The sequence below is a fragment of the Pandoraea sp. XY-2 genome (genome assembly GCF_004193915.1).
Taxonomy (GTDB): domain Bacteria; phylum Pseudomonadota; class Gammaproteobacteria; order Burkholderiales; family Burkholderiaceae; genus Pandoraea; species Pandoraea cepalis.
On record NZ_CP030849.1, the window covers coordinates 4,523,367 to 4,549,726 of the forward strand.

Annotated in this window: 20 protein-coding genes and 5 pseudogenes; 11 read left to right on the forward strand and 14 right to left on the reverse strand. The window is 59.3% G+C overall.

Annotated elements, in window-relative coordinates:
• The 8 genes and pseudogenes from DRB87_RS23830 to intI1 (DRB87_RS20445) form a co-directional block, all read right to left on the reverse strand.
• Window positions 1-321, reverse strand: a complete 321-nt coding sequence (locus DRB87_RS23830; RefSeq protein ID WP_240756082.1) for a hypothetical protein — start codon at window positions 319-321, stop codon at window positions 1-3.
• Window positions 318-1,190, reverse strand: a complete 873-nt coding sequence (locus tag DRB87_RS23835; protein ID WP_240756083.1) for a UvrD-helicase domain-containing protein — start codon at window positions 1,188-1,190, stop codon at window positions 318-320. Before DRB87_RS23835 ends, DRB87_RS23830 begins: the two co-directional genes overlap by 4 nt.
• The gene (locus tag DRB87_RS20415) at window positions 1,177-3,036 is read right to left on the reverse strand and encodes an ATP-dependent endonuclease (RefSeq protein WP_130027280.1); all 1,860 of its coding nucleotides are present in this window, start codon (window positions 3,034-3,036) and stop codon (window positions 1,177-1,179) included. The genes DRB87_RS23835 and DRB87_RS20415 overlap by 14 nt, the downstream gene beginning before the upstream one ends.
• 53 nt (window positions 3,037-3,089) lie before the next feature.
• A complete protein-coding gene (locus DRB87_RS20420; RefSeq protein WP_130027282.1) occupies window positions 3,090-4,274 on the reverse strand; it encodes a GIY-YIG nuclease family protein in 1,185 nt (394 codons plus the stop codon).
• Window positions 4,267-6,324, reverse strand: coding sequence for a DEAD/DEAH box helicase (locus DRB87_RS20425; protein WP_130027284.1), 2,058 nt, complete (start codon window positions 6,322-6,324; stop codon window positions 4,267-4,269). The genes DRB87_RS20420 and DRB87_RS20425 overlap by 8 nt, the downstream gene beginning before the upstream one ends.
• Window positions 6,321-9,088 (reverse strand): annotated as a pseudogene (locus DRB87_RS20430) (class I SAM-dependent DNA methyltransferase). The gene DRB87_RS20425 and the pseudogene DRB87_RS20430 overlap by 4 nt, the downstream one beginning before the upstream one ends.
• A complete protein-coding gene (locus DRB87_RS20435) occupies window positions 9,085-9,714 on the reverse strand; it encodes a recombinase family protein (protein WP_130027286.1) in 630 nt (209 codons plus the stop codon). The pseudogene DRB87_RS20430 and the gene DRB87_RS20435 overlap by 4 nt, the downstream one beginning before the upstream one ends.
• A gap of 317 nt (window positions 9,715-10,031) precedes the next feature.
• Window positions 10,032-11,045 (reverse strand): class 1 integron integrase IntI1, encoded by a 1,014-nt coding sequence (gene intI1, locus DRB87_RS20445; RefSeq protein ID WP_000845048.1) that lies wholly within the window; start codon window positions 11,043-11,045, stop codon window positions 10,032-10,034.
• A 160-nt stretch (window positions 11,046-11,205) separates the two neighbouring features.
• Here intI1 (DRB87_RS20445) and DRB87_RS20450 point away from each other — a divergent pair, with 160 nt between their 5' ends.
• From DRB87_RS20450 to DRB87_RS23315, 7 genes and pseudogenes are all read left to right on the forward strand, one after another.
• The gene (locus DRB87_RS20450) at window positions 11,206-11,760 is read left to right on the forward strand and encodes an aminoglycoside N-acetyltransferase AAC(6')-Ib' (protein ID WP_014454105.1); all 555 of its coding nucleotides are present in this window, start codon (window positions 11,206-11,208) and stop codon (window positions 11,758-11,760) included.
• A gap of 103 nt (window positions 11,761-11,863) precedes the next feature.
• Window positions 11,864-13,116: pseudogene (gene ere(A), locus DRB87_RS20455) on the forward strand (EreA family erythromycin esterase).
• A 96-nt stretch (window positions 13,117-13,212) separates the two neighbouring features.
• Window positions 13,213-13,686: a trimethoprim-resistant dihydrofolate reductase DfrA1 gene (gene dfrA1 / locus DRB87_RS20460; protein WP_071846295.1), complete on the forward strand. Its 474-nt coding sequence runs from the start codon at window positions 13,213-13,215 to the stop codon at window positions 13,684-13,686.
• Window positions 13,687-13,877: 191 nt separating this feature from the next.
• Window positions 13,878-14,225, forward strand: a complete 348-nt coding sequence (locus tag DRB87_RS20465) for a quaternary ammonium compound efflux SMR transporter QacE delta 1 (protein ID WP_000679427.1) — start codon at window positions 13,878-13,880, stop codon at window positions 14,223-14,225.
• A complete protein-coding gene (gene folP, locus DRB87_RS20470; protein ID WP_001747810.1) occupies window positions 14,219-15,190 on the forward strand; it encodes a dihydropteroate synthase in 972 nt (323 codons plus the stop codon). The genes DRB87_RS20465 and folP overlap by 7 nt, the downstream gene beginning before the upstream one ends.
• A 216-nt stretch (window positions 15,191-15,406) precedes the next feature.
• The gene (gene floR, locus DRB87_RS20475; protein WP_130027288.1) at window positions 15,407-16,621 is read left to right on the forward strand and encodes a chloramphenicol/florfenicol efflux MFS transporter FloR; all 1,215 of its coding nucleotides are present in this window, start codon (window positions 15,407-15,409) and stop codon (window positions 16,619-16,621) included.
• 93 nt (window positions 16,622-16,714) lie between these two features.
• A pseudogene (locus DRB87_RS23315) lies at window positions 16,715-16,831 on the forward strand (DUF3363 domain-containing protein); the annotation flags it as partial.
• Here DRB87_RS23315 and tetR(G) read toward each other — a convergent pair.
• Entirely contained in the window at window positions 16,828-17,454 is a 627-nt protein-coding gene (gene tetR(G) / locus DRB87_RS20485; RefSeq protein WP_000163574.1) for a tetracycline resistance transcriptional repressor TetR(G), read from the reverse strand. The pseudogene DRB87_RS23315 and the gene tetR(G) sit on opposite strands and share 4 nt — an antisense overlap.
• A gap of 103 nt (window positions 17,455-17,557) precedes the next feature.
• Here tetR(G) and tet(G) point away from each other — a divergent pair, with 103 nt between their 5' ends.
• Window positions 17,558-18,733: a tetracycline efflux MFS transporter Tet(G) gene (gene tet(G), locus DRB87_RS20490; RefSeq protein ID WP_001257840.1), complete on the forward strand. Its 1,176-nt coding sequence runs from the start codon at window positions 17,558-17,560 to the stop codon at window positions 18,731-18,733.
• An 89-nt stretch (window positions 18,734-18,822) separates the two neighbouring features.
• Window positions 18,823-19,545 (forward strand): LysR family transcriptional regulator, encoded by a 723-nt coding sequence (locus tag DRB87_RS20495; protein WP_223151157.1) that lies wholly within the window; start codon window positions 18,823-18,825, stop codon window positions 19,543-19,545.
• Between the two features lie 91 nt (window positions 19,546-19,636).
• Here the strand turns inward: DRB87_RS20495 and DRB87_RS20500 are convergent, their stop codons facing one another.
• From DRB87_RS20500 to intI1 (DRB87_RS23840), 3 genes and pseudogenes are all read right to left on the reverse strand, one after another.
• Window positions 19,637-21,121, reverse strand: a complete 1,485-nt coding sequence (locus DRB87_RS20500; RefSeq protein WP_022742855.1) for an IS91 family transposase — start codon at window positions 21,119-21,121, stop codon at window positions 19,637-19,639.
• Window positions 21,122-21,395: 274 nt separating this feature from the next.
• Window positions 21,396-21,746: pseudogene (locus tag DRB87_RS23140) on the reverse strand (TCP-1/cpn60 chaperonin family protein); the annotation flags it as partial.
• A gap of 3 nt (window positions 21,747-21,749) precedes the next feature.
• Window positions 21,750-22,049, reverse strand: a pseudogene (gene intI1 / locus DRB87_RS23840) (class 1 integron integrase IntI1); the annotation flags it as partial.
• A 101-nt stretch (window positions 22,050-22,150) separates the two neighbouring features.
• On the opposite strand from intI1 (DRB87_RS23840), the gene sul1 reads away from it, so the two are divergent.
• Both sul1 and DRB87_RS20525 read left to right on the forward strand, forming a co-directional pair.
• A complete protein-coding gene (gene sul1, locus DRB87_RS20515) occupies window positions 22,151-23,002 on the forward strand; it encodes a sulfonamide-resistant dihydropteroate synthase Sul1 (RefSeq protein ID WP_000946487.1) in 852 nt (283 codons plus the stop codon).
• Window positions 23,003-23,129: 127 nt separating this feature from the next.
• Entirely contained in the window at window positions 23,130-23,630 is a 501-nt protein-coding gene (locus tag DRB87_RS20525) for a GNAT family N-acetyltransferase (protein ID WP_000376623.1), read from the forward strand.
• On the opposite strand, the gene DRB87_RS20530 is transcribed toward DRB87_RS20525, so the two are convergent.
• Together DRB87_RS20530 and DRB87_RS20535 are read right to left on the reverse strand one after the other, a co-directional pair.
• Entirely contained in the window at window positions 23,599-24,591 is a 993-nt protein-coding gene (locus DRB87_RS20530; protein ID WP_003107582.1) for a TniB family NTP-binding protein, read from the reverse strand. The genes DRB87_RS20525 and DRB87_RS20530 overlap by 32 nt on opposite strands.
• 2 nt (window positions 24,592-24,593) lie before the next feature.
• Window positions 24,594-26,273, reverse strand: a complete 1,680-nt coding sequence (locus DRB87_RS20535; protein WP_000179844.1) for a Mu transposase C-terminal domain-containing protein — start codon at window positions 26,271-26,273, stop codon at window positions 24,594-24,596.
• Window positions 26,274-26,360: the final 87 nt, after the last annotated feature.

The window sequence follows — 26,360 nt, forward strand, 5'->3', positions numbered from 1 at the left end:
TCAGCGCCCCCTGCGTTGGTTCACCCCATCTTTACCTTGGAAGTAATTGCACAACAGATCAATGAACTGCGTGAAGTGACGACTATCACCGGAGGGTTGCATCAAAATGCCGATGACTTCAGCTCCAAGGATCGCAGCCTCCATCTCGATAGTCGCCGTGTGAAACACCTCTGTCATCCCTGCCGGGGGGGACCGTAAAGCATCCGACACTAGGCGCGTCAGTTTTTTGGTTGGAACAAGAACCGCCAAAGACCAACTTTCGATGCCCTGCGCTATCAGACGCTGGCGAGCAGCATAGATTGTTGTCACCAGTTTGGTCATCGCAGGGTCTGGAAATGAATCAAAGACATCAAACACAACGCCCTTGTATTCCTGCTGACGAAACTTGCCGAGGAGTAGGTCATTGCCAAAAATGGCAATTTCCGTCCCTGCGCTTCTGTGGTTATCTGTACTGAGGTCAACTTCCGCAGGCGCGAATGCCCCCGGAAGTGATCAAGGCGTGCGGGGTCGGCACCGATCCAGTCGTAAATCCGTTGTTCTGGGTCGGCGAGTGCGATCAGTCTGCAAAACTCGCCCAGCGCTTGAACCACATGCCATTGTGCGTCGTTGGTATCTTGGAACTCATCAAGAATGACGACCGGATACATTGTCGCAATGAGGCGTCGAATACGCTCGCTACCATGCAGGATGTCCCCTACATACGAAGCGAAGAGATCGAAGCAAATCCGCCCCTCGTTCGTCGCCAAGCGAATACGCTCCGCCGCTTCAGCAGCCTTCTTGGCTTCCCTCTGTTCATCCGTGAGATTTCTGGCTGGGAAGCCCGACCTGATTCCCGAGAGAGCGATGGCCTCATTGGGCGGGGTGAGAATCCCTAACTTCCGGGGCAGGCCTATAAGATAGCCATGCGTCTTTAAGATGCGCCAGAAGAATGCGTGATAAGTATCGACGTCGATGAGATGTTTTTTGGCTGTAGAAATCTGCTGTTCGTATTCGATGGCCTCCACTACTCTGGAAACCGTCGCGCGAGCGAAACTGAGAAACAAAATTTTCTGACCTGGGCGGATATATTGCTCCGCGATCTGTGCCGCCTTGATGATGGAGATGGTTGTCTTACCCGACCCAGGCCCTCCTGTTACAAGCAGGTGTCCCTCCGCCGCCATTACATTCAGTTGACCCTCAGTCAGTTCCATCGGCACCTACTTCCAGGGCTGCTTCAGCCGGGACGGGCGCGGCAGCGCCGCCAACCGTTACGGGGGCTGGCGTGCAAGCCGCTTTCAATTTCAGTGCAGCATCACGAAGCCACTCCGGCACCTCTTCTTTGCTGCACTGAGCGAGAAAGTCGGCAATGCCCCAGTTGCCCTTCGACCAAGAAAAATAATCTCTCAGCGCGGCTTCTGCCTGTAATTCCGGGTCTGGGTACTTCAGCGCCAAGTGCTGAGGCCAATCCAACTGCTTTGCAAATCGCTTCAGAGCCTCTTCGCTTGTGCCCTTCAGAACCAAATCCTCAAAGCCCTTCTCGTCGTGCATTAAAAGTAGTTCGACCTGTGCTTCAATTAATGCCTTGTTTGCTGCTTCTTGCTTGTCGCAGATTGCAAAAGTTCGCTTCCCCAGCTCTTTGTAGAGCTGAGCCATGCCAGGAACGTTCTTCTCGCCGTCAGCATCAACCGTGCATATCCCAAGTGCTTCTAATGAGTAGTAGTTTTCTGGGTCGAGTTCAGCGAGGCGGCGGCACACCACTGGGAAAGCTGAATACTCAGTTGGTCCTTCTGCGAGAAGAACGCGACGAGCCAGCAAGCCTTCACAAAAGCGGGTACGGAATTCCTGTCGGTAGCGCTTTGGCTTCACATTATCGGGCAGCGCAATAGCCTTTTGCCCCATACGGCCCGAAGCGTCACGAGCAAGCACAACGGTTTCATCCGTTTCGAATTCTTCTAGCACATAGGGTGAATGGGAGGTGAAGAGGGCCTGGGATGCCAGTTTGCGGACTTCGTGGATGATTCGCTTCTGCGCATAGGGTGGTATCGCTGTCTCAGGCTCCTCCATGGCAAATATGACGTTCTGCTTGTTCTCGGCAATCTGGGATAGCATTGCCAGGACAAGCATATTGATAGTGCCAGTACCTTGCCGGTAGAACGGTGCCGCATGCATGCCGTCCCCCGTGGCGATAAAGGCTGTAATAACTTTCCTTAGATGGTCGCGAGTGAGATTCGATACCTTGAGATGAGGCTCAACCCCCCATTCCTTGGGGACATATTTCTTCAGCGCTGTGTTGATACTCTCCAATACTGGGGAGATACCCAACGCCGGGTCGCTAGCCACCACAATTTCGGTAAGTGTGGCGAGAGTTGCCTCCCACATCTGTGGCCGGACCTCTTTCAAGCGCAGAATGATGTCGAGCAAACTCCCGCGCTCTAAGCTGAGTGCTCGTGATCCGGTGCGGATGGAGCGGAGGTATAGAAAGCCACAAAGCTGCTTGTGCTTCCTGGAAAACAGGTCGGGCTTGTCGCCTTCGGTGAGGCTGCGGGTGAAATAGGTCGCCCCCTCGAAGTCGTCCTCTTCTTTGTCGTACCACCCATGGAAAGTAACGCGGAGTGCCTCCGTGATCGAAGCTGCATCAACACCGGCAGGCTCAGGTGCGTCGTAGAACTTGTCCGTGGTCGAGTCCCAGAATTCGATGTAGTCGCCGAATTTTCCCTTTTGTTCCTCGGTCAGGTCAGCAATCGTCGCCTCTATAGCAATTTTCGGTGTCAGAGCCTCCGCGATGTCATGGCCTGGTTCCGGTGAATGGGCTAGCTCGGCGTCGCCATTCTCTGGCGGTGCATCGGGTGCTTTGGCGTAAATGCCTCTGAAAAAATCATGCTCGTCAATTGCAGGCTGGCGGTTTAAGCGATCCGGCCCAAGGACGAGGTCTAATGCCTCCAAGATCGTTGTTTTACCGGTATTGTTGTCGCCGATAAGGACGCCATGCTTTGGAAATACCAGGTCCGCCTGTTTTATGCCTCTGAAGTTCTCAATCCTTACACGGGCCACACGCATTTTTATCTCCCCTTAATGAATCTTGGTAGCGCAGCCTTGTCTGCGGCGAACAACTAACCCACTAGCCTGGCCGTCTTCGGGTCATAGACCACATCGGTGATTGAACCATCCAGAATGCGCCGTACCGCTTCATCAATCACATGGAGCGGCACAAGGAACCATTCCTCGGGTTGGACGGGGTGGCCGAAACGGTCGTTGATGGTGATGTCGAGCCGCGCCGCCGCAAACAGCCTGTGAAACAGGCTCTCCATCCGTGTCCGGTTGATGCCCGCCAGCTTGTAGGTGGCAACGACTTCCACCTTCGCCAGAAGGTAGGTCGCATCGTGTTCGGCGTTGGCGATGCGCGTCTCGACTTTGCCGCCGGTCACGCCGATCTTGTGAATCAGGTCGCGGTGTTGCGCCACGTAGGGGTCGGTCGATAGCGAGCGCAGGACATAGATCGTCCCACTCTCGACATCATCGGCCTCGAACTCACCACCGAAGGCCAATTGCCCGCTCTCTGGCGAGACAAGTCGTCGGGCGGCGGGATCGTTGTAGAAAGCGCGTTGCAGCGAGCGCAGAAGAAGATTGCTCTCGGTGCCGTTGGCGAAGATCAGACGCAGGCGGCGGTCCACCTCTCCGGCGGTCGTTTTCAGTGGCTCGCCGACCTCAGCGACATACAGCGTGATGCCATCGAGAACGAAAAAGTCCCCAGCTTCAATCGCGCGCTTACCCGCCTCGATGGGCTGCGACTGGCGAAGACCCGTTTTGAGGTCGGTTGCCACGCGCTCGAACAATGGCTTGTATGTCTCGAAGTCCTCGCACCGCTTGCGGTCGGCGATTTCCTCGGCAGCCCGCTTGTCGGCGCTGGTGCGGACGTGGCGCAGCACGGTGATGTCGTCCGCGTCCGCTACACCCTCTAGTTCGGCGGCCAGGTCGTCAATATCGATGTCCTCGGCCTCGTCGGGCGTGGCGAGCGTCGGCGCACTGACGAGCAAGCCTTGATGGTCCAGTGGAACCAACATGGCGCGGCAATCCGGGAGCGCCCGCAGGCGGTCGAGCCGCACGGCGTAAAGCCGCTCGAAGATGTCGCGGTCTTCGCCGTGCTGCGGTGGGCGACCGTACTTCTCATAGAAACGCTGGATTTCCTCAAACCCGGCGATGACGCGCTCCTCGCGCGGCGGGCGGCCGCCCGCCTTCTCCGGCGCGTCGAACTCGGAAAGCTCCGCCGCCAGCTCGTCGAGGTCGGGATCACTCATAGCGCCCCTCCTTCTTGAATCGCATGAAGGCGGACGCGCCTTCGGCCATGCGGCGCTCCCACGCATCTTGAGAGTCGAGCGCAGGCACCCGCCCGCGCTCCTTCTTGAACTGGACGGCGCGGACGGCAAGTTCCTTCGCTTCCTCCGGCGACAGGTTCGTGCGCTTGGCGGAAATTGCCGCCGCGACCTGTTTCAAGCTGTCCTCGCTCATGGTCTTGGCGAGGATGGCGTAGGCTTCGCCGAATGGGTTGATGCGGTCGATCAAGTCGATGTCCAGCTCGCGCACGTCCATCGCAAACTTGCGCACGCCGTCAATCAGGGCGGTGTTGGCTGTAGGCTCGTTCCGGTCGCCATCGGCGACAAGCTGCTTCGCCTGCTGGGTTAGGTTGAGGGCGGCGATGGCGCGCTGGCGCACCGCTTCCTGATCCTCAGCGTCAAGATCAGGGTACTTGTCTTTGATGATCTTGCCCATGCGGACCTGCGTCAGCTCCTCCGGCACCAGGTCTTCATCGAACAAGCCGCGCTCGATGGCGGTCTTGTCCTGAATGAACGTGGCGATCACCTCGTTCAAGTCCTCCTGACAGATACGCGTAGCTTCCTTGCTCTTGGGTTCGGCAAGGCCCTTGATCTCGATCTGAACCTGGCCGGTCAGGTGATTGACGCCAACGTTGGCCTTGTCGGGGTTGTAGCCGCCCTCGCCGTAGTCGAAGCCGGGCGAGGGGCCGCTGTCGGCGTTCTTAGGCTTGAACTCGAAGCGCGGGGCCAATACCTGCTCCATGAGCAGGCTCGCCGCGATGGCCTTCAACGTGTCGTTGACGGCTTCGGTGACGGCATCCTCAGATGCGTCCGGTTCGGCAATCAGGTTGGTGAAGCGGGCGCGGGTCTTCCCCGGCGCATCGCGGGTGGCACGGCCGATGATCTGCACGATCTCGGTCAGGCTGGCGCGGTAGCCTACGGTCAGCGCGTGTTCGCACCAAATCCAGTCGAAGCCTTCCTTCGCCATACCCAGCGCGATGATGATGTCGACATGGTCCCGGTTGTTCTTCTGCGCCGGGTCTTTCAGTGCAGCGGAAACGCGGTCACGCTTTGTGGCATCGTCATCAACCAGATCGGCGATGCGCAGCACCCGGCCATCAGCCCGCTTGACGAGCTGGAAGCCGGTCTCGGCGTCGATACCCTGCCACTCGCCCAGCGCCTCGATGATGTGTTCCACCTCCCGCATCTTGTCCTTCGTGCTCTCGCGCGAATTGACGTTGGGGATGTGGATGATGGTCTTCTCGCCGGGGTCGAGAACGTTGAGGATGTCATCAACGTAAGGCCCGCTGTAGAAGAAGTAGCCGATATCGAGTTGCTTGAGATATTCGTAGCCGTTGAGTTGCTCGTAGTAGGTGTAAGTGACCGTATCGAACTTGGACTCGTCCGATGGGGCGAGCACTGCTTCGGCATCGCCCCGGAAGTACGAGCCGGTCATGGCCACGATGTGGGTCTTGCCCCGCGAGATGAACTGCCCCAGGTGCAGACCGAGCTTGTTATCGGGGTTGGCCGAAACGTGGTGGAATTCATCGACTGCGATCAGCCGGTCGTCGAACGTCTCTACGCCGTAGGCATCAACCGCGAAACGGAATGTCGCATGGGTACAGACCAGCACCTTGTCGTTGCCTTCAAGGAACGCGCCTACCGATTTGACCTTGCCGCCGTTGTCGTTACCGGGGGCGTTGCAGAGGTTCCACTTCGGCTCAACCTGCCAATCAGACCAGAAGCCGTACTTCGATAGCTGCTCGTCGTTGAAGCTGGCACCAATGGACTTCTCCGGCACGACGATGATGGCTTGCTTCAAGCCTTGGTTCGCGAGCTTGTCGAGCGCGACGAACATGAGAGCGCGGCTCTTGCCCGATGCAGGCGGCGACTTGATGAGAAGGTATTGTTCGCCCCGCTTCTCGTAGGCCCGCTCCTGCATGGGCCGCATCCCAAGAGCATTGGCCTTGGTCGATGCGCCGTTTCGGGCGTAGGTGACGGAAACGGACGGTACGGACTTGATCTTGTCGTTCATGCATTGGCTCCCGCCTTGCGCTTCTGGCCTTTGGCTGGTATGGCCGAAGCGGTCATTCTGGTGTAAAGGTCGAACAGCTTTTCCAGCCGCTCGGTGTCGTTCTTGAAGCGGCGTCCGATGTAGATGCGCTCCAGCACTTCGTCGTTGCGCTCGTGCGCGGCCCGCAGGTCGGCGGGCATGTTGTCGGGGTCGTAAAGGTCAGCGATGGTGGCCGGGAAGTGATGTTCTCGCGCCAGCAGGATGTCCTCGGCGCATCGAGTGAGGTCGGCCTTGTTCTTCTCCGTCAACGCGGGCACGGGAAAGGTGTTCCAGCCGAGGGTGTTGGAGTAGCGGAAATCCGTTTTCAGCTTGCCGCAGACGGTAGCGATCCAGACTAGATGCAGGCGGCTTGCGATAAGCGCCAAATTCCAAAGGGGCGCGTCGTAGATCACCGATGCTAGGTTGGAGACAACGGTGTCGTATCCGGTCAGCTCACATGGCAGGTAAAGCCGGCGCTCCGATGACACGTTCGGAACCGCGATCGCAGCGTGATGACTATGGGGGCAAAGACGAAGCGGTGCGGGGTCGCAGCATTTTCGTTTGCCTGAGTCCCGTTACTTTTCAGTCGTGTTTGACGTACTTTATCGAACCGGACACGGAGCGCACTGATCTTCTCAGCCTCTGTTAGGTCGTCGTCTTCGACCCAGATACACCAGCGGCCACCGCCGTTGATCAATTCGCGTGATCCAACGTAGCGCTTTATGAAGCGACTGGCGTTAGGGCTTGTCTCCAGAATCTCTTCTTTCTCCTCTGTCGATGGAGTCAGGTACCCGCCATCAGTTGGCTTGTTCCCCGACTGCATACGACCAATGGCAGATAGTGCACTCGACCTTTTCGTGGCAATCACCGTCGGCGTCGCAACTAGGTAAGGGCTAATGTTTGGAACGGCCCTGACGACCTCGCCGTCGAACAATCGTCTATCGCTGCCCGGATTTGCCGTTAGGCCAAGAATCACACAGGTGACTGCCGCCTTGTTGCTCGCAAGATTGCTCCACAGGAAGGACGTGTGCGCAAAATGTATGACATTCCTCTCCTGAAAAATCAGAGGCCATAGCATCGCAACCTGTTCACCCTGAGTGATCGAGTTAGTGGTAACGAATGCGCTTACCGAACCAGTCTTGTAGTTGTACTGCGCCGCCTTGAGAACGAATGCAGCGACGTAGTCCAGGTCCTTGTAAGTCTTCAGCAGTGGCGCGAACACTTTGGCCATGTCCTCCTTCTGCTGGCCAGTTTGGCCGACGCTTCCTTGGTAAGGCGGATTTGCGCAAAGATAGGTCTCACCGCCCTCGTTCTCGAAGTCGATCTCGGCTTGGTTGGCAGGCGTGTCGAATAGGTCGTCACCCTGTACCTTCACGCTGGCGCCCGTTGGCGGGCAAATGCTCAACCAGTCGAGCCGCAGCGCATTGCCGCAGGTGATCCAGTTCTCGTTGCGCAAGGGCAGGAACTCGGCCAAGGCCAGCCTCTGCCCGCGATACAGTACGTCGCACTGATACTCGGCAATGACCAGTGCGAGGCGCGCGATCTCGGCGGGGAAGTCCCGCAACTCGATCCCGCGAAAATTCGTGAGTGGGATCTCCGAACAGCGATCTGGCTCGCCGCGCCGTCGGTTGATCTCGGCCTCGATGGCACGCATCTCCTTGTAGGCAATGACAAGGAAGTTGCCGGAGCCGCAGGCCGGGTCGAATACCCTGATCTTCGCCATGCGCTTGCGCAGATTGAGCAACATACGAGCGTTATCACCCGCCTCCTCCAGTCGCGCCCGTAGGTCGTCGAGGAAAAGCGGGTTTAGCACCTTGAGGATGTTGGGGACGCTGGTGTAGTGCATCCCCAGCTCGCCGCGCTCCTCGTCCTCAGCGATAGCTTGGATCATCGACCCAAAGATGTCCGGGTTGATCTTGGTCCAGTCGAGGCCGCCAACGTGCAGGAGGTAGGAGCGGGCGATCCTGCTGAACTTCGGCACATCCATGCTGCCGGAGAACAAACCGCCGTTGACGTAGGGGAAGCCGTCTGCCCATCGCGGAATATTCGCTGCGGCTCGATCCTCGCTTTTGGTGTTCATGGCGAGGAACAAAGTGCCGACGACCTCGTGGGTGTTGCTCGAATCTTTCGCGCTCATCTGCGCGATGGTCTCGGTGAACTTGCCCTTGCCGACGAAAATGTCGGTGTCCTCGGCGAAGAAGCAGAAGATGAGCCGCGCCATGAAATGGTTCATGTCATGGCGGCGATCTGACGTGCCCCATTCGGGGTTGTCTTTCAACAGTTCGACGTACAGGCGATTTAGGCGGCTGGTGGCCCGTATGTCGAAGGCGTTTTCGCTGATCTGGCGGACGGTGCTGATGCCCGCCAGCGGCAGGAAGAAGCCGAAATGGTCAGGAAAATCCTTGAAGGCGCAGGCGACGGTCTCGCCGCTACCGAGGTCTTCAGCCTCGAAGTCCTGGCCGTCGGTGGCGACGATGAATTTTGCCTTGGCCTTGGCAGTCGCTGGGCTGTCCTTTAGCGCCTTGAGCGTCTGCGGTACCCGTCCGGCCGCGCAGGTGGCGATGTGGATGTTGTTTGTCTGGAGCACGCCGCCGAGGTCGGACTTGTTTGATGCCCCTGCACGAAGCCGCTTGATGGTCGTCGCCTTGTTGCCGAAGGCTTCGAGGAAGGCATAAGGAAACTCTGCCGAGTCAAAGGGCTGCTCCGCAAGGTCCGTGATTGCTTGTTCGATTTCTACTGCGTTCATGAGGCATCTCGCCGGTGTGACTTTGCCCCGCTTGCATCCGCCTGCGTGTCAACAGCCGATGCGTGGCTGCGAGGGGCCACCTTGTAAATGGTTGTCCGTGAGACCTTATAGCGTTGAGCAATCTGGCTGACCGGGATAGTCGGATCAGACATCAGCCGCTTGATCTCTTTTATTTGTTGCGTGTCCAGCTTTGGCTTGCGACCGCCGGCCCGGCCTCGTGCGCGCGCGGCGGCCAAGCCTGCCTGTGTGCGTTCCCGAATCAGATTGCGCTCGAACTCAGCGAGCGCAGCGAAAACATGAAAGACCAGCTTGCCTGCCGCGCTCCCCGTCTCGATCTTCTCCGTCAGGCTCTCGAAGCTGACGCCCTTCTGTTCCAACTCGCCGACGATGCGCACAAGGTCGGGCAGGCTTCGGCCGAGGCGATCCAGCCGCCACACGACGAGGGTGTCACCTTCACGCAGCGCCTTGAGGCACGCAGCCAACTCTTTGCGCTCGGCATCCTTGCCGCTTGCGGTGTCGGAATAGAGGTGGTTGTCGGTGATACCAGCCTTGTGCAGCCCGTCGAGCTGCAAATCAAGATTCTGGTCATCCGTCGAGACTCGGGCGTACCCGATGCGTTGCCCCATTGGCTGATCCCGCCTTCCAGACACAAAAAATGTCCAGCAAAGGTATGTTTGCAGGACGTTGATAAGTTGACGGTAATTTTAACAGTCGGAGGGTGCTTTGGACAGGCAAAAGCGCTGTCGTTTTCAGAAGACGGCTGCACTGAACGTCAGAAGCCGACTGCACTATAGCAGCGGAGGGGTTGGATCCATCAGGCAACGACGGGCTGCTGCCGGCCATCAGCGGACGCAGGGAGGACTTTCCGCAACCGGCCGTTCGATGCGGCACCGATGGCCTTCGCGCAGGGGTAGTGAATCCGCCAGGATTGACTTGCGCTGCCCTACCTCTCACTAGTGAGGGGCGGCAGCGCATCAAGCGGTGAGCGCACTCCGGCACCGCCAACTTTCAGCACATGCGTGTAAATCATCGTCGTAGAGACGTCGGAATGGCCGAGCAGATCCTGCACGGTTCGAATGTCGTAACCGCTGCGGAGCAAGGCCGTCGCGAACGAGTGGCGGAGGGTGTGCGGTGTGGCGGGCTTCGTGATGCCTGCTTGTTCTACGGCACGTTTGAAGGCGCGCTGAAAGGTCTGGTCATACATGTGATGGCGACGCACGACACCGCTCCGTGGATCGGTCGAATGCGTGTGCTGCGCAAAAACCCAGAACCACGGCCAGGAATGCCCGGCGCGCGGATACTTCCGCTCAAGGGCGTCGGGAAGCGCAACGCCGCTGCGGCCCTCGGCCTGGTCCTTCAGCCACCATGCCCGTGCACGCGACAGCTGCTCGCGCAGGCTGGGTGCCAAGCTCTCGGGTAACATCAAGGCCCGATCCTTGGAGCCCTTGCCCTCCCGCACGATGATCGTGCCGTGATCGAAATCCAGATCCTTGACCCGCAGTTGCAAACCCTCACTGATCCGCATGCCCGTTCCATACAGAAGCTGGGCGAACAAACGATGCTCGCCTTCCAGAAAACCGAGGATGCGAACCACTTCATCCGGGGTCAGCACCACCGGCAAGCGCCGCGACGGCCGAGGTCTTCCGATCTCCTGAAGCCAGGGCAGATCCGTGCACAGCACCTTGCCGTAGAAGAACAGCAAGGCCGCCAATGCCTGACGATGCGTGGAGACCGAAACCTTGCGCTCGTTCGCCAGCCAGGACAGAAATGCCTCGACTTCGCTGCTGCCCAAGGTTGCCGGGTGACGCACACCGTGGAAACGGATGAAGGCACGAACCCAGTGGACATAAGCCTGTTCGGTTCGTAAGCTGTAATGCAAGTAGCGTATGCGCTCACGCAACTGGTCCAGAACCTTGACCGAACGCAGCGGTGGTAACGGCGCAGTGGCGGTTTTCATGGCTTGTTATGACTGTTTTTTTGTACAGTCTATGCCTCGGGCATCCAAGCAGCAAGCGCGTTACGCCGTGGGTCGATGTTTGATGTTATGGAGCAGCAACGATGTTACGCAGCAGGGCAGTCGCCCTAAAACAAAGTTAGGCATCACAAAGTACAGCATCGTGACCAACAGCAACGATTCCGTCACACTGCGCCTCATGACTGAGCATGACCTTGCGATGCTCTATGAGTGGCTAAATCGATCTCATATCGTCGAGTGGTGGGGCGGAGAAGAAGCACGCCCGACACTTGCTGACGTACAGGAACAGTACTTGCCAAGCGTTTTAGCGCAAGAGTCCGTCACTCCATACATTGCAATGCTGAATGGAGAGCCGATTGGGTATGCCCAGTCGTACGTTGCTCTTGGAAGCGGGGACGGTTGGTGGGAAGAAGAAACCGATCCAGGAGTACGCGGAATAGACCAGTCACTGGCGAATGCATCACAACTGGGCAAAGGCTTGGGAACCAAGCTGGTTCGAGCTCTGGTTGAGTTGCTGTTCAATGATCCCGAGGTCACCAAGATCCAAACGGACCCGTCGCCGAGCAACTTGCGAGCGATCCGATGCTACGAGAAAGCGGGGTTTGAGAGGCAAGGTACCGTAACCACCCCAGATGGTCCAGCCGTGTACATGGTTCAAACACGCCAGGCATTCGAGCGAACACGCAGTGTTGCCTAACCCTTCCATCGAGGGGGACGTCCAAGGGCTGGCGCCCTTGGCCGCCCTCATGTCAAACGTTATGCTCTGTGAGCCGGGTTATTGGCGAAGCGAACGTATGACGATTACAGCAATAAACGCAAAGGGTGAAAAAAAATGACATGGAGAACGACCAAAACACTTTTACAGCCTCAAAATCTGGACTTCAATGAGTTTGAGATTCTTACTTCCGTAATTGAGGGCGCCCGAATTGTCGGCATTGGCGAGGGCGCTCATTTTGTCGCGGAGTTTTCACTGGCTAGAGCAAGTCTTATCCGCTATTTGGTCGAAAGGCATGATTTTAATGCGATTGGTTTGGAATGTGGGGCGATTCAGGCATCCCGGTTATCTGAATGGCTCAACTCAACAGCCGGTGCTCATGAACTTGAGCGATTTTCGGATACCCTGACCTTTTCTGTGTATGGCTCAGTGCTGATCTGGCTGAAATCATATCTCCGCGAATCAGGAAGAAAACTGCAGTTAGTCGGAATCGACTTACCCAACACCCTGAACCCAAGGGACGACCTAGCGCAATTGGCCGAAATTATCCAGCTCATCGATCACCTCATGAAACCGCACGTTGATATGCTGACTCACTTGTTGGCGTCCATTGATGGCCAGTCGGCGGTTATTTCATCGGCAAAATGGGGGGAGCTAGAAACGGCTCGGCAGGAGAAAGCTATCTCAGGGGTAACCAGATTGAAGCTCCGCTTGGCGTCGCTTGCCCCTGTCCTGAAAAAACACGTCAACAGCGATTTGTTCCGAAAAGCCTCTGATCGAATAGAGTCGATAGAGTATACGTTGGAAACCTTGCGTATAATGAAAACTTTCTTCGATGGTACCTCTCTTGAGGGAGATACTTCCGTACGTGACTCGTATATGGCGGGCGTAGTAGATGGAATGGTTCGAGCGAATCCGGATGTGAAGATAATTCTGCTGGCGCACAACAATCATTTACAAAAAACCCCAGTCTCCTTTTCAGGCGAGCTTACGGCTGTTCCCATGGGGCAGCACCTCGCAGAGAGGGTGAATTACCGTGCGATTGCATTCACCCATCTTGGACCCACCGTGCCGGAAATGCATTTCCCATCGCCCGACAGTCCTCTTGGATTCTCTGTTGTGACCACGCCTGCCGATGCAATCCGTGAGGATAGTATGGAACAGTATGTCATCGACGCCTGTGGTACGGAGAATTCATGTCTGACATTGACAGATGCCCCCATGGAAGCAAAGCGAATGCGGTCTCAAAGCGCCTCTGTAAAAACGAAATTGAGCGAGGCATTTGATGCCATCGTCTGTGTTCCAAGCGCCGGCAAGGACAGCCTAGTTGCCCTATAGGAAACCGGAAATGAAAATGAGGGAGCATAACCTGCCAATCCACCGGACGGTTTTCAACCGCCGGTGATCAGCGCGATTAACCTCTGAGGAAGAATTGTGAAACTATCACTAATGGTAGCTATATCGAAGAATGGAGTTATCGGGAATGGCCCTGATATTCCATGGAGTGCCAAAGGTGAACAGCTCCTGTTTAAAGCTATTACCTATAACCAATGGCTGTTGGTTGGACGCAAGACTTTTGAATCAATGGGAGCATTACCCAACCGAAAGTATGCGGTCGTAACACGTTCAAGTTTTACATCTGACAATGAGAACGTATTGATCTTTCCATCAATTAAAGATGCTTTAACCAACCTAAAGAAAATAACGGATCATGTCATTGTTTCAGGTGGTGGGGAGATATACAAAAGCCTGATCGATCAAGTAGATACACTACATATATCTACAATAGACATCGAGCCGGAAGGTGATGTTTACTTTCCTGAAATCCCCAGCAATTTTAGGCCAGTTTTTACCCAAGACTTCGCCTCTAACATAAATTATAGTTACCAAATCTGGAAAAAGGGTTAACAAGTGGCAGCAACGGATTCGCAAACCTGTCACGCCTTTTGTACCAAAAGCCGCGCCAGGTTTGCGATCCGCTGTGCCAGGCGTTAGATGCACTAAGCACATAATTGCTCACAGCCAAACTATCAGGTCAAGTCTGCTTTTATTATTTTTAAGCGTGCATAATAAGCCCTACACAAATTGGGAGATATATCATGAAAGGCTGGCTTTTTCTTGTTATCGCAATAGTTGGCGAAGTAATCGCAACATCCGCATTAAAATCTAGCGAGGGCTTTACTAAGCTTGCCCCTTCCGCCGTTGTCATAATCGGTTATGGCATCGCATTTTATTTTCTTTCTCTGGTTCTGAAATCCATCCCTGTCGGTGTTGCTTATGCAGTCTGGTCGGGACTCGGCGTCGTCATAATTACAGCCATTGCCTGGTTGCTTCATGGGCAAAAGCTTGATGCGTGGGGCTTTGTAGGTATGGGGCTCATAATTGCTGCCTTTTTGCTCGCCCGATCCCCATCGTGGAAGTCGCTGCGGAGGCCGACGCCATGGTGACGGTGTTCGGCATTCTGAATCTCACCGAGGACTCCTTCTTCGATGAGAGCCGGCGGCTAGACCCCGCCGGCGCTGTCACCGCGGCGATCGAAATGCTGCGAGTCGGATCAGACGTCGTGGATGTCGGACCGGCCGCCAGCCATCCGGACGCGAGGCCTGTATCGCCGGCCGATGAGATCAGACGTATTGCGCCGCTCTTAGACGCCCTGTCCGATCAGATGCACCGTGTTTCAATCGACAGCTTCCAACCGGAAACCCAGCGCTATGCGCTCAAGCGCGGCGTGGGCTACCTGAACGATATCCAAGGATTTCCTGACCCTGCGCTCTATCCCGATATTGCTGAGGCGGACTGCAGGCTGGTGGTTATGCACTCAGCGCAGCGGGATGGCATCGCCACCCGCACCGGTCACCTTCGACCCGAAGACGCGCTCGACGAGATTGTGCGGTTCTTCGAGGCGCGGGTTTCCGCCTTGCGACGGAGCGGGGTCGCTGCCGACCGGCTCATCCTCGATCCGGGGATGGACCGGCGATTGGTCCATGGCGAAACGGCCGACCTTGCGCCGACCGGCTTCGGGCAACAGGTCCGCGAAGCCATGGACCAGCGCCGCGAGCATCATATCGAACAGCGCGACGCCACGCGCAACAGGGACGGCCGAATCTTCTACCGGCGCAATCTTCTCGCCACCCTGCGCGAGCGGGAAGTTGCGCGCGCCGGTGCGGAGATGGCCGAGGGCAAGGCGCTGCCGTTCCGCGCCGCCAAGGATGGTGAGAGCGTCAGCGGCAAGTTTACCGGAACCGTGCATCTATCGAGCGGCAAGTTCGCCGTGGTCGAGAAATCCCATGAGTTCACCCTTGTCCCGTGGCGGCCGATCATCGACCGCCAACTCGGCCGCGAGGTTATGGGCATCGTGCAGGGCGGGTCGGTGTCGTGGCAGTTAGGGCGGCAGAGGGGGCTGGAACGCTGAGTGCGCCCATGCCGCATTGCGAAGCAAAAGATAATCGGATAAAATGTAGCAATTCATATTCGTAAGCGTGGAGTAATCAGATGGGAAATTCCAAGTCAGCAGACAAGTAAGCCGCAACAACCAGTATTGTTGTTGCGGCGCTCTGTAAGGCTAGTCTCATCTGATTGCTGACGAGCAGACGTCGCCCGGTATTCCTTAATCGAGGGTTGATTCGTCATGACCACCACACGCCCCGCGTGGGCCTATACGCTGCCGGCAGCACTGCTGCTGATGGCTCCTTTCGACATCCTCGCTTCACTGGCGATGGATATTTATCTCCCTGTCGTTCCAGCGATGCCCGGCATCCTGAACACGACGCCCGCTATGATCCAACTCACGTTGAGCCTCTATATGGTGATGCTCGGCGTGGGCCAGGTGATTTTTGGTCCGCTCTCAGACAGAATCGGGCGACGGCCAATTCTACTTGCGGGCGCAACGGCTTTCGTCATTGCGTCTCTGGGAGCAGCTTGGTCTTCAACTGCACCGGCCTTTGTCGCTTTCCGTCTACTTCAAGCAGTGGGCGCGTCGGCCATGCTGGTGGCGACGTTCGCGACGGTTCGCGACGTTTATGCCAACCGTCCTGAGGGTGTCGTCATCTACGGCCTTTTCAGTTCGATGCTGGCGTTCGTGCCTGCGCTCGGCCCTATCGCCGGAGTATTGATCGGCGAGTTCTTGGGATGGCAGGCGATATTCATTACTTTGGCTATACTGGCGATGCTCGCACTCCTAAATGCGGGTTTCAGGTGGCACGAAACCCGCCCTCTGGATCAAGTCAAGACGCGCCGATCTGTCTTGCCGATCTTCGCGAGTCCGGCTTTTTGGGTTTACACTGTCGGCTTTAGCGCCGGTATGGGCACCTACTTCGTCTTCTTCTCGACGGCTCCCCGTGTGCTCATAGGCCAAGCGGAATATTCCGAGATCGGATTCAGCTTTGCCTTCGCCACTGTCGCGCTTGTAATGATCGTGACAACCCGTTTCGCGAAGTCCTTTGTCGCCAGATGGGGCATCGCAGGATGCGTGGCGCGTGGGATGGCGTTGCTTGTTTGCGGAGCGGTCCTGTTGGGGATCGGCGAACTTTACGGCTCGCCGTCATTCCTCACCTTCATCCTACCGATGTGGGTTGTCGCGGTCGGTATTGTCTTCACGGTGTCCGTTACCGCGAACGGCGCTTTGGCAGAGTTCGACGACATCGCGGGATCAGCGGTCGCGTTCTACTTCTGCATCCAAAGCCTGATAGTCAGTATCGTCGGGACATTGGCGGTGACGCTGTTAAACGGCGATACAGCGTGGCCCGTGATTTGTTACGCCACGGCAATGGCAGTGCTGGTGTCGTTGGGGCTGGCGCTCCTTCGATCCCGTGATGCTGCCACCGAGAAGTCGCCAGTCGTCTAGCCGACGACTGGAAGCAAGCCCGCTCCGATGCGGCGCAATAATCTTCGAAACCTCGTGAATGGCGGTATCCTGTCTGGCAAGATACCGCTCATTTCCCTTGTCCCGTGGCGGCCGGTCATCGACCGCCAGCTCGGCCGTGAGGTCATGGGCATCGTGCAAAGCGGATCGGTGTCGTGGCAGTTGGGGCGGCAAAGGGGCATAAGCCTCTAATCTGTTGTAGATGAACGCAGCCGCTCGAAACCAGCGATGAGGCTGTCGAGTCCGAAGTTGAACGCAGCATCCATGCCGTCTGTTTCCAACTCGTGAAACAGATCGTGCAGGAAGGACGACGGTGCTTGCTCGGACACATCTGGCCTGTCCGGAACTCTCTCATCGGCATCAGATGCCTGCTGCTCGAGAACGGAACCGACCACATAGTGACTGACCGCCCGGAGCGCCCAAACGGCGCGCTTCGGACAAAAGCCCTCCGCGCAGAGAAAGCGTATTTGCGTCTCGGCGGTGCCAAAATTCGGTTCTGTCGGTCGAGTGCCGGCATGGATACGCGCGCCGTCCCGATAAGAGAGCAACGCCGTTCTGAAGCTCAGGGCATTCTCTTTCAGGAACACCCGCCAGTCCTCATTCTCTTCGGGTAGCGAGCGGGTATGGCGTTCCGCCAGCATCGCCTCGGCGAGCGCATCAAGCAGCGCTCGCTTGTTCTGGAAATGCCAGTAAAGCGCAGGCTGCTGAACCTTGAGGCGTTCAGCGAGCTTCCGCGTCGTCAGGCTGTCCATGCCAACCTCGTTCAACAGCTCTAGCGCCGCCGCGATCACGGTGCCCTTGTCCAGTTTGGTCATTCACGTTCCTTCGCCAGTGCTTGACAATTTATCACCGATAAGTTATATTTCCATCTCCTTATCGTTGATAAAGTCGCTCCATTGAGCGGCGCTGGAGTTTCAGGTGCGCAGCTCTGCCATCATTGCCCTGCTGATCGTGGGTCTTGACGCCATGGGTCTCGGCCTCATCATGCCCGTCCTTCCGACGCTTCTGCGTGAGCTTGTGCCAGCAGAGCAGGTCGCTGGACACTATGGTGCCTTGCTGTCGCTCTATGCATTGATGCAGGTCGTCTTCGCGCCCATGCTTGGACAGCTTTCGGATTCTTACGGTCGGCGTCCGGTACTTCTGGCTTCTCTTGCAGGAGCCGCAGTCGATTACACGATTATGGCATCAGCGCCGGTCTTATGGGTGCTCTATATCGGCCGACTCGTGTCCGGCGTCACGGGCGCAACCGGAGCTGTAGCAGCCTCAACCATTGCCGATTCGACGGGGGAAGGTTCTCGCGCACGCTGGTTCGGCTACATGGGGGCCTGTTATGGGGCGGGCATGATTGCCGGGCCAGCACTTGGTGGCATGCTCGGTGGTATCTCTGCTCATGCCCCGTTTATCGCCGCCGCCCTTCTCAACGGGTTCGCGTTCCTGCTTGCCTGCATTTTCCTCAAGGAGACTCATCACAGCCATGGCGGGACCGGAAAGCCGGTTCGCATCAAACCATTCGTTCTGTTACGGCTGGATGATGCATTGCGCGGGCTAGGTGCGCTTTTCGCAGTTTTCTTCATTATTCAACTGATCGGCCAAGTGCCTGCAGCCCTATGGGTCATATATGGCGAGGACCGTTTTCAGTGGAACACCGCGACCGTTGGTTTGTCGCTCGCGGCGTTTGGGGCAACACATGCGATCTTCCAAGCGTTTGTTACCGGCCCGCTTTCAAGCCGGCTTGGAGAGCGGCGCACGCTGCTGTTTGGCATGGCTGCGGATGCGACTGGCTTCGTTCTTCTGGCTTTTGCCACGCAGGGATGGATGGTGTTCCCGATTCTGTTGCTGCTTGCCGCCGGGGGTGTTGGCATGCCGGCCTTGCAGGCAATGCTCTCAAACAATGTCAGCAGTAACAAGCAAGGGGCTTTGCAAGGAACGCTAACGAGCCTCACCAATCTAAGCTCTATCGCAGGACCGCTTGGCTTCACAGCACTCTATTCTGCCACCGCCGGGGCATGGAACGGTTGGGTTTGGATTGTCGGCGCGATCCTCTATTTAATATGTCTGCCAATACTACGCAGACCATTCGCAACTTCATTGTGATTTAGTCATGGCGATTTGGCATGCGTAGACTTAGGAGAAATGACGGATTAAATCTGTTGAGCAATCATCTCCTTTCGGGGCGAGTGCCAATGATGACCTTAGTTCACACTCTCGCTGTCGCCGAATATCTCAACTTCCGTCACGCCGCCAACGCGCTCGGCGTTGCACAGTCCAGCGTCAGCGCCCGCGTGAAGGCACTGGAAGAAGACCTCGGCATCCTCTTGTTCGAGCGTCATGCGCGCGGCGTTCGGCTGACCGAGGCCGGACGCCATTTCGTCGAGCGGATAGCCGTAGGTATTGACCAACTCGACCATGCGGTGAAAACCGCCGGCATGGCGGCAGCCGGAGAAAGCGGCCGGCTTCGTATCGGTATCCATGCCCTGATTCCGCATAGCTTCCTCGCAAAGCTGATCGGCCAATACCGCAAGGATTACCCCGATGTTGAAGTCGAGATCGCCGAAGGCCCGGCCCGTGAAGCGGTGGTGCAGCTTCGCGCCGGCAGGTTGGACGTGGCGTTCGTCGCGGGCACGCCCCAACCACCCGACTGCCATTCCCGTCGCACATGGACCGAACCGCTCTTGGCGGTGCTACCGGAACGGCATCCGCTCGCCAAGCGGTCAGCCGTCACATGGCCCGATTTGGCAGGCGAGACGTTCCTTGCGTATAGGAAGTTCAAACGCCCTTTTCGGGCAGTCTGCTGGGTAGGCGGCGGTCGCGCAAGCCCCGTTTTGGGCACGGATCGGACGTCTGTGAGTGGGATTTCGGCATCGCGGGGCCACGCAGCGGCGTTGTCAGCAGCCATGCTTCGCTGATTCCCGACAGCGGGCCGAGCGCCGCCCTGCGGATCGTGGCCGCATCGGCTCGGATTCCGGTTTCGCCGTCGGCTGTGCAGCCGGCAGATCGTCACGCGGCTTGCACTGGCGGCGCGCGCGCTGCGGGCCTGTAGTGCGCTTCTTCCCGCGCGCCGTGCTTCTCGAAGTGGGCGAGGATGGCGCGGATGGCGGTGGGTTCCTCGATGCTGGCGACGATCCGCACGGTGCCACCGCAGTGGACGCAGGCGGTGACGTCGATGGAAAAGACCCGCTTGAGCCGTTGCGCCCAGCTCATCGCACGGCGCTTCTCCTCGGGGCTGCGCGGCGCGTCGTGGGCGCTGACGTCCACTGGCGCCGCATCGCCCGCAGGCCGCTTGCCGCGCCCCGAGGGCGTCAGCTGCGCACGCAGGTTTGCATTCGGGGCGAATACGCCGTGGAAGCGGGTGAGATGCGCGCGAGGTGGCGGGACCAGCGCCGCCAGCTTGGCGATGAAATCCACCGGATCCCATTCCACATGCGTGGTGCCATTGCGCCACGGGGTCTTGAGCTGGTAACGCACCCTGCCCTGGAGCGCTATCGACAGCCGCTTCTCGCTGATCGCCGGGCGCGTGATGTAGCGGCACAGCTTTTCCAGCTTGTGGCTTTCGTGTGCTTCGGCCGCCACGCCGGCATGCAGTGAGAAGCCGCCGACCTTGCCGGCTTCGCCCTCCAGCGAACCGGCGTCACCGGGCAGCGTTTGCAGCGTGACGACCTTGCAGCCAGCGTCGCGGCCGGTGGCGATGCGGTAGGTGATCGAACTCATCCGCAGCCCATCCATGCTGTCGTCGCCTGCAGCGCTGTCTGCCAGGAAGGCCGATTCGCCCTCCCCTTCGAGCCAGCCTTTGCGCGTCAGGTGCCGACACACCCGGTGCGCGATGGTAGCTGCCAGCTGGGTCAACTGCGCGGTGGTGGGCGCACGGGCGCGGTGCAGGCGCAGTTCGCGCCGCGGCAGCTCGGTGGCTTCCACGTACACGCCGTCGAGCCACAGCATGTGGAAGTGGATGTTCAGGTTCAGCGCGCTGCCGAAACGCTGGATCAGCGTCACCGCGCCGCACTGGGCGCTGGCGCGGTCGATGCCGGCTTGATCGGCCAACCAGCCGGCGATCACGCGCTGCACGATGCCCAGCACCGGGCCAATGGCTTCTGGCTTGCTGGCGAACAGGAAACGCAAGGGGTACGGAAAGCTCAGCACCCATTGCCGCACAGGCCGCGGGCCGAACACCTCCTCGACCAGGTGCCGCGCACTCTCGGCCATGCGTCGCGCGCCGCAACTCGGGCAGAACCCGCGCTTCTTGCAGGAGAAGGCCACCAGCCTCTCTGCACGGCAGTGCTCGCACACCACCCGCAGGAAGCCGTGCTCGAGTACGCCGCAACGCAGGTAGGCATCGAACGCCTCGCGGACATACCCGGGCAGCGAGCGGCCCTCCGCTTCGATCCGTGCAATGAAGTCCGGGTAGTGCGCCTCTACCAACGCGTACAGCAGCGTGCGCTCGGGCGCGTGGCGCGCGTACCGCGAACCGGTGTGGGCGGACGGCAGTGGCGCGCATCCCGCGGCTTGCCGCCGGGATGTGGCGAGGCGCGGCACGCAGCGCTCCGGTGCGGGGACGGCTGCTCAGTGTTGCGCCTGTGTTCGCACGTTCGTATCGGTGCGTTCTGATCTTCGCGTCAGACATTGCCGCGGCGCGGGCACAACAAAAAGCCCGGCATCGCTGCCGGGCTCCGGCCCCGTCCTTGGGGCCTTGATGTCGGGTCGTTGCCGGGATCGGACCGCGCTGGCGCGGTCCGGTTCCCTGACGACCGGGCCAACCGGATCAGAAATCCATGCCGCCCATGCCGCCCATACCGCCAGCACCCGGCATGGCCGGCTCTTCCTTCTTCGGCACTTCGGCCACGACCACTTCGGTCGTGATCGCAAGGCCGGCGACGGAAGCGGCGTGCTGCAGGGCCGAGCGGGTCACCTTGGTCGGGTCCAGGATGCCCATGGCGATCATGTCGCCGAACTCGCCGGTGGCGGCGTTGTAGCCGTAGCTGCCTTCGCCGGCCTTGACGTTGGCCACGATCACGCTCGGTTCTTCACCGGCGTTGGCCACGATGGCGCGCAGCGGGGCTTCCAGCGCACGGCGGGTGATGGCGATGCCCAGGTTCTGGTCTTCGTTGATGCCCTGCCAGGGCAGATCCGTGCACAGCACCTTGCCGTAGAAGAACAGCAAGGCCGCCAATGCCTGACGATGCGTGGAGACCGAAACCTTGCGCTCGTTCGCCAGCCAGGACAGAAATGCCTCGACTTCGCTGCTGCCCAAGGTTGCCGGGTGACGCACACCGTGGAAACGGATGAAGGCACGAACCCAGTGGACATAAGCCTGTTCGGTTGGTAAGCTGTAATGCAAGTAGCGTATGCGCTCACGCAACTGGTCCAGAACCTTGACCGAACGCAGCGGTGGTAACGGCGCAGTGGCGGTTTTCATGGCTTGTTATGACTGTTTTTTTGTACAGTCTATGCCTCGGGCATCCAAGCAGCAAGCGCGTTACGCCGTGGGTCGATGTTTGATGTTATGGAGCAGCAACGATGTTACGCAGCAGGGTGACGGTGTTCGGCATTCTGAATCTCACCGAGGACTCCTTCTTCGATGAGAGCCGGCGGCTAGACCCCGCCGGCGCTGTCACCGCGGCGATCGAAATGCTGCGAGTCGGATCAGACGTCGTGGATGTCGGACCGGCCGCCAGCCATCCGGACGCGAGGCCTGTATCGCCGGCCGATGAGATCAGACGTATTGCGCCGCTCTTAGACGCCCTGTCCGATCAGATGCACCGTGTTTCAATCGACAGCTTCCAACCGGAAACCCAGCGCTATGCGCTCAAGCGCGGCGTGGGCTACCTGAACGATATCCAAGGATTTCCTGACCCTGCGCTCTATCCCGATATTGCTGAGGCGGACTGCAGGCTGGTGGTTATGCACTCAGCGCAGCGGGATGGCATCGCCACCCGCACCGGTCACCTTCGACCCGAAGACGCGCTCGACGAGATTGTGCGGTTCTTCGAGGCGCGGGTTTCCGCCTTGCGACGGAGCGGGGTCGCTGCCGACCGGCTCATCCTCGATCCGGGGATGGGATTTTTCTTGAGCCCCGCACCGGAAACATCGCTGCACGTGCTGTCGAACCTTCAAAAGCTGAAGTCGGCGTTGGGGCTTCCGCTATTGGTCTCGGTGTCGCGGAAATCCTTCTTGGGCGCCACCGTTGGCCTTCCTGTAAAGGATCTGGGTCCAGCGAGCCTTGCGGCGGAACTTCACGCGATCGGCAATGGCGCTGACTACGTCCGCACCCACGCGCCTGGAGATCTGCGAAGCGCAATCACCTTCTCGGAAACCCTCGCGAAATTTCGCAGTCGCGACGCCAGAGACCGAGGGTTAGATCATGCCTAGCATTCACCTTCCGGCCGCCCGCTAGCGGACCCTGGTCAGGTTCCGCGAAGGTGGGCGCAGACATGCTGGGCTCGTCAGGATCAAACTGCACTATGAGGCGGCGGTTCATACCGCGCCAGGGGAGCGAATGGACAGCGAGGAGCCTCCGAACGTTCGGGTCGCCTGCTCGGGTGATATCGACGAGGTTGTGCGGCTGATGCACGACGCTGCGGCGTGGATGTCCGCCAAGGGAACGCCCGCCTGGGACGTCGCGCGGATCGACCGGACATTCGCGGAGACCTTCGTCCTGAGATCCGAGCTCCTAGTCGCGAGTTGCAGCGACGGCATCGTCGGCTGTTGCACCTTGTCGGCCGAGGATCCCGAGTTCTGGCCCGACGCCCTCAAGGGGGAGGCCGCATATCTGCACAAGCTCGCGGTGCGACGGACACATGCGGGCCGGGGTGTCAGCTCCGCGCTGATCGAGGCTTGCCGCCATGCCGCGCGAACGCAGGGGTGCGCCAAGCTGCGGCTCGACTGCCACCCGAACCTGCGTGGCCTATACGAGCGGCTCGGATTCACCCACGTCGACACTTTCAATCCCGGCTGGGATCCAACCTTCATCGCAGAACGCCTAGAACTCGAAATCTAACGTCCGTTCGGGCATCGAGGTCCATGTCGGGGTGGGACGGGCCCGTGGCTTCAAGATCACTTGCAGTCCGACCGCGATGTCTTGGTTGCGCGAGAGGTTGTCGATATGCCATGCTGAGTGTGCGATGGTTGATCGCTTCCTCGCCGCTCTCCACGGCGACGATGGCCGCCGCCATCAGCAAGTGCGCCAGTTCCCCTATGGTGCCCTCGCTGCGTGTGAGCAGGTAGCGAGCCATGTCCAGCGTGGCAATTGGGGAAGGCCGGCGCAGCGGGAGCGAAGCGGCGAAGCTGGCCAGCAGTGAGCAGCAATCGTCGTTGGCCTCCCATACCGGCAGCATCATCGGCTCGAAGCGATTTTCCAACTGGTCATCGGAGCGGATGGCTAGGTAGGCGTCGCGCGTGCCTACCCCAACCAACGGGATGCGCAGTTCGTTGCCGAGGAAGCGCAGCAGGTTGAGGAATTCCCGGCGGTTGACGCTGTTGCCGGCCAGCACGTTGTGCAGCTCGTCGATCACCAGCATGCGCACGCCGACCTTGCGCAGCAGTGCCAGAGCCAGTTGCTCCATTTCCGGCAACCGTGGGCGTGGGCGCAGCGGCGCGCCCATCGCGGCGAGCAGCGCGACGTAGAAGCGGATCACGGACGGCTCGGACGGCATCTGCACGACCAACACCGGGATGTGCTCCTGGTCGGCGTCGGAGCTGGCCGGGTGGGTGCGGCGGAACTTCTCGACGATCATCGACTTGCCATTGTTGGTCGGGCCAACCAGCAGCAGGTTGGGCATGCGTTGCTTGTTTGGCCACGCATAAAGGGCTTCCAGCCGGTTCAGCGCCTCGACTGCGCGCGGATAGCCGATCCAGCGGTCGGCGCGAAGGCGCTGGATGCGCTCGTCCGCCGGAAGACGGGCCAAGCCCTGGGCCGCCGGCAGCAGGTGGGACAGGTCGATGATGGGATATTCGTCCACGGCTACCACTCCTCAATCTGGTCGAACGGTTTGGCGGGTGGCAAGTTGTCTGCCTGCGGGTCGGCAATATCCGTATCCGGCGGAACGGGCTTGTCCGGCCGAGCTGATGTCTTGAGGTGCTGGCGGCGATCCGCGTCACGCCGCGCCTTGCGTGTGGCCTTCTGCGCGCTGGTCACAATCTCACGCATCTGGCCGATCATGCGGAACAGCGCCGACTCATCCACCTGTTCGCGCCCTTGCTGCCGCAGTTTCGCCAGCGCCTGCCGTTGTTCCCAGAGGGTGACAGCCGGATGCGACAAGGTACGGTAGGGAATTTCCAGGTAATGCTGTCCCTCCGGTTCCAGGACCCAGATACGGCTGATGTCGCGCGGATCGCGCCGGATCAGAAAGGACGGCCAGCGTTCACGCCGCGCAATCCACGGCTTGAGCGCATCGGCGTAGTAGTGGATGTGGTCGATGACAAAGCCGGTGCGGGTCAGCGTGCGCCGGAGGATCGGCAGAAAATCGACCAGGAACGAAGTAGCGCGTGTGACGACGGCCGGTACGCCGACACGCGCCACGGCCTCGGCCCAGCGCGCGGCCGGCGGTTGGAGCAGGCCGTTGTGCACCGAACCGTGGTAGGTGCCGACCGCCAATGTGAGCCAGCGCTCTAGCTCGCGCAGCGTCAGGGCGGCCTTGTTTTCGGAATCGTAGTCGCCGCGCTGGTCAGGGTTGGAGAAGGTCGTTCCCGGCAGTTCGTCGTGAATCATCTGCATCGCCGTGCCGATGATCCGTTCCACGATGCCGCCATAGTGCGGCTGTCCCAGCGGGCGATAGTCCAGCCGGATGCCATGCTGCTCGCAACCCCGGCGCAGGGCCTCGCTCTTGAACTCGGCCGCGTTGTCTAGGTAGAGCAGCAAGGGCTTGCCGCTCATCTGCCAATCCATTTCCACGTTCAGTCCTTCCAGCCAAGGGCGCTTGTCGCAGGCGACATGCACGAGGCACAGGCCAACCGAAACGGCAGACGGCGCTTCCAGCGTGACGACCATGCCGAGCACGCAGCGGGTGAACACGTCGATGGCGAGGGTCAGGTACGGGCGGCCAATAGGTTGCCGGTCGCGGTCATCGACCACGATCAGGTCGATGACCGTATGGTCTATCTGCACCTGCTCCAGCGGCGCGGTCACGGCAGGAGGCTCGCCGCCCACACCTTGTAGGTCACGAGCGGCATCCTGGCCTTCCCGCCGGCGGATGACCTTGCGCGGGTCAAGGCTAGCGATCCGTAAGGCCACGGTATTGCGCGCCGGCACTCGCAGTTTTTGAGCCTTGCACACCTGAGTGACTTCGCGGTGAAAGGCCGCTAGGCTGCGCTTCTGCTTGGTCAGGAACCGCTTTTGCAGTAGCTCGTGGATGACGCGCTCGACCGGTTCCGGCAAGCGCCCCTTACCTTTACCTCCACCGGACTGGCCGGGCACCAGATCCGTCACGAGGCCGCTGCCTTGCCGGGCACGCCGGATCAGAACGTATACCTGGCGCCGAGACAAGCCCAGCGCCTGAGCCGCCATATCGGCCGCTTCGTGCCCGACCGTCTCCGACTGCGCCAACGGACTGATGATCTCCGCACGACGGCGCGCACGCTCCCAAGCCTCATCAGGCAGAGTGGCCACGCCTTGTTCTGGAATCCGTGGGGTGTCCGTCGCCATGCTCACCTCGCTTTGGTGCACACGAGTATTGAGCATAGTCGAGATTGGTGCAGATCACTTCTGATATTGAACTGTCAGGAGCTGGCT

Bases quoted from the DNA above. Each gene is read 5' to 3' on its own strand.
- DRB87_RS23830 (WP_240756082.1), bottom strand. From the start codon at position 321: ATGACCAAACTGGTGACAACAATCTATGCTGCTCGCCAGCGTCTGATA.
- DRB87_RS23835 (WP_240756083.1), bottom strand. From the start codon at position 1,190: ATGGAACTGACTGAGGGTCAACTGAATGTAATGGCGGCGGAGGGACAC.
- DRB87_RS20415 (WP_130027280.1), bottom strand. From the start codon at position 3,036: ATGCGTGTGGCCCGTGTAAGGATTGAGAACTTCAGAGGCATAAAACAG.
- DRB87_RS20420 (WP_130027282.1), bottom strand. From the start codon at position 4,274: ATGAGTGATCCCGACCTCGACGAGCTGGCGGCGGAGCTTTCCGAGTTC.
- DRB87_RS20425 (WP_130027284.1), bottom strand. From the start codon at position 6,324: ATGAACGACAAGATCAAGTCCGTACCGTCCGTTTCCGTCACCTACGCC.
- DRB87_RS20435 (WP_130027286.1), bottom strand. From the start codon at position 9,714: ATGGGGCAACGCATCGGGTACGCCCGAGTCTCGACGGATGACCAGAAT.
- intI1 (WP_000845048.1), bottom strand. From the start codon at position 11,045: ATGAAAACCGCCACTGCGCCGTTACCACCGCTGCGTTCGGTCAAGGTT.
- DRB87_RS20465 (WP_000679427.1), top strand. From the start codon at position 13,878: ATGAAAGGCTGGCTTTTTCTTGTTATCGCAATAGTTGGCGAAGTAATC.
- folP (WP_001747810.1), top strand. From the start codon at position 14,219: ATGGTGACGGTGTTCGGCATTCTGAATCTCACCGAGGACTCCTTCTTC.
- floR (WP_130027288.1), top strand. From the start codon at position 15,407: ATGACCACCACACGCCCCGCGTGGGCCTATACGCTGCCGGCAGCACTG.
- DRB87_RS20495 (WP_223151157.1), top strand. From the start codon at position 18,823: ATGATGACCTTAGTTCACACTCTCGCTGTCGCCGAATATCTCAACTTC.
- sul1 (WP_000946487.1), top strand. From the start codon at position 22,151: ATGTTACGCAGCAGGGTGACGGTGTTCGGCATTCTGAATCTCACCGAG.
- DRB87_RS20525 (WP_000376623.1), top strand. From the start codon at position 23,130: ATGGACAGCGAGGAGCCTCCGAACGTTCGGGTCGCCTGCTCGGGTGAT.
- DRB87_RS20535 (WP_000179844.1), bottom strand. From the start codon at position 26,273: ATGGCGACGGACACCCCACGGATTCCAGAACAAGGCGTGGCCACTCTG.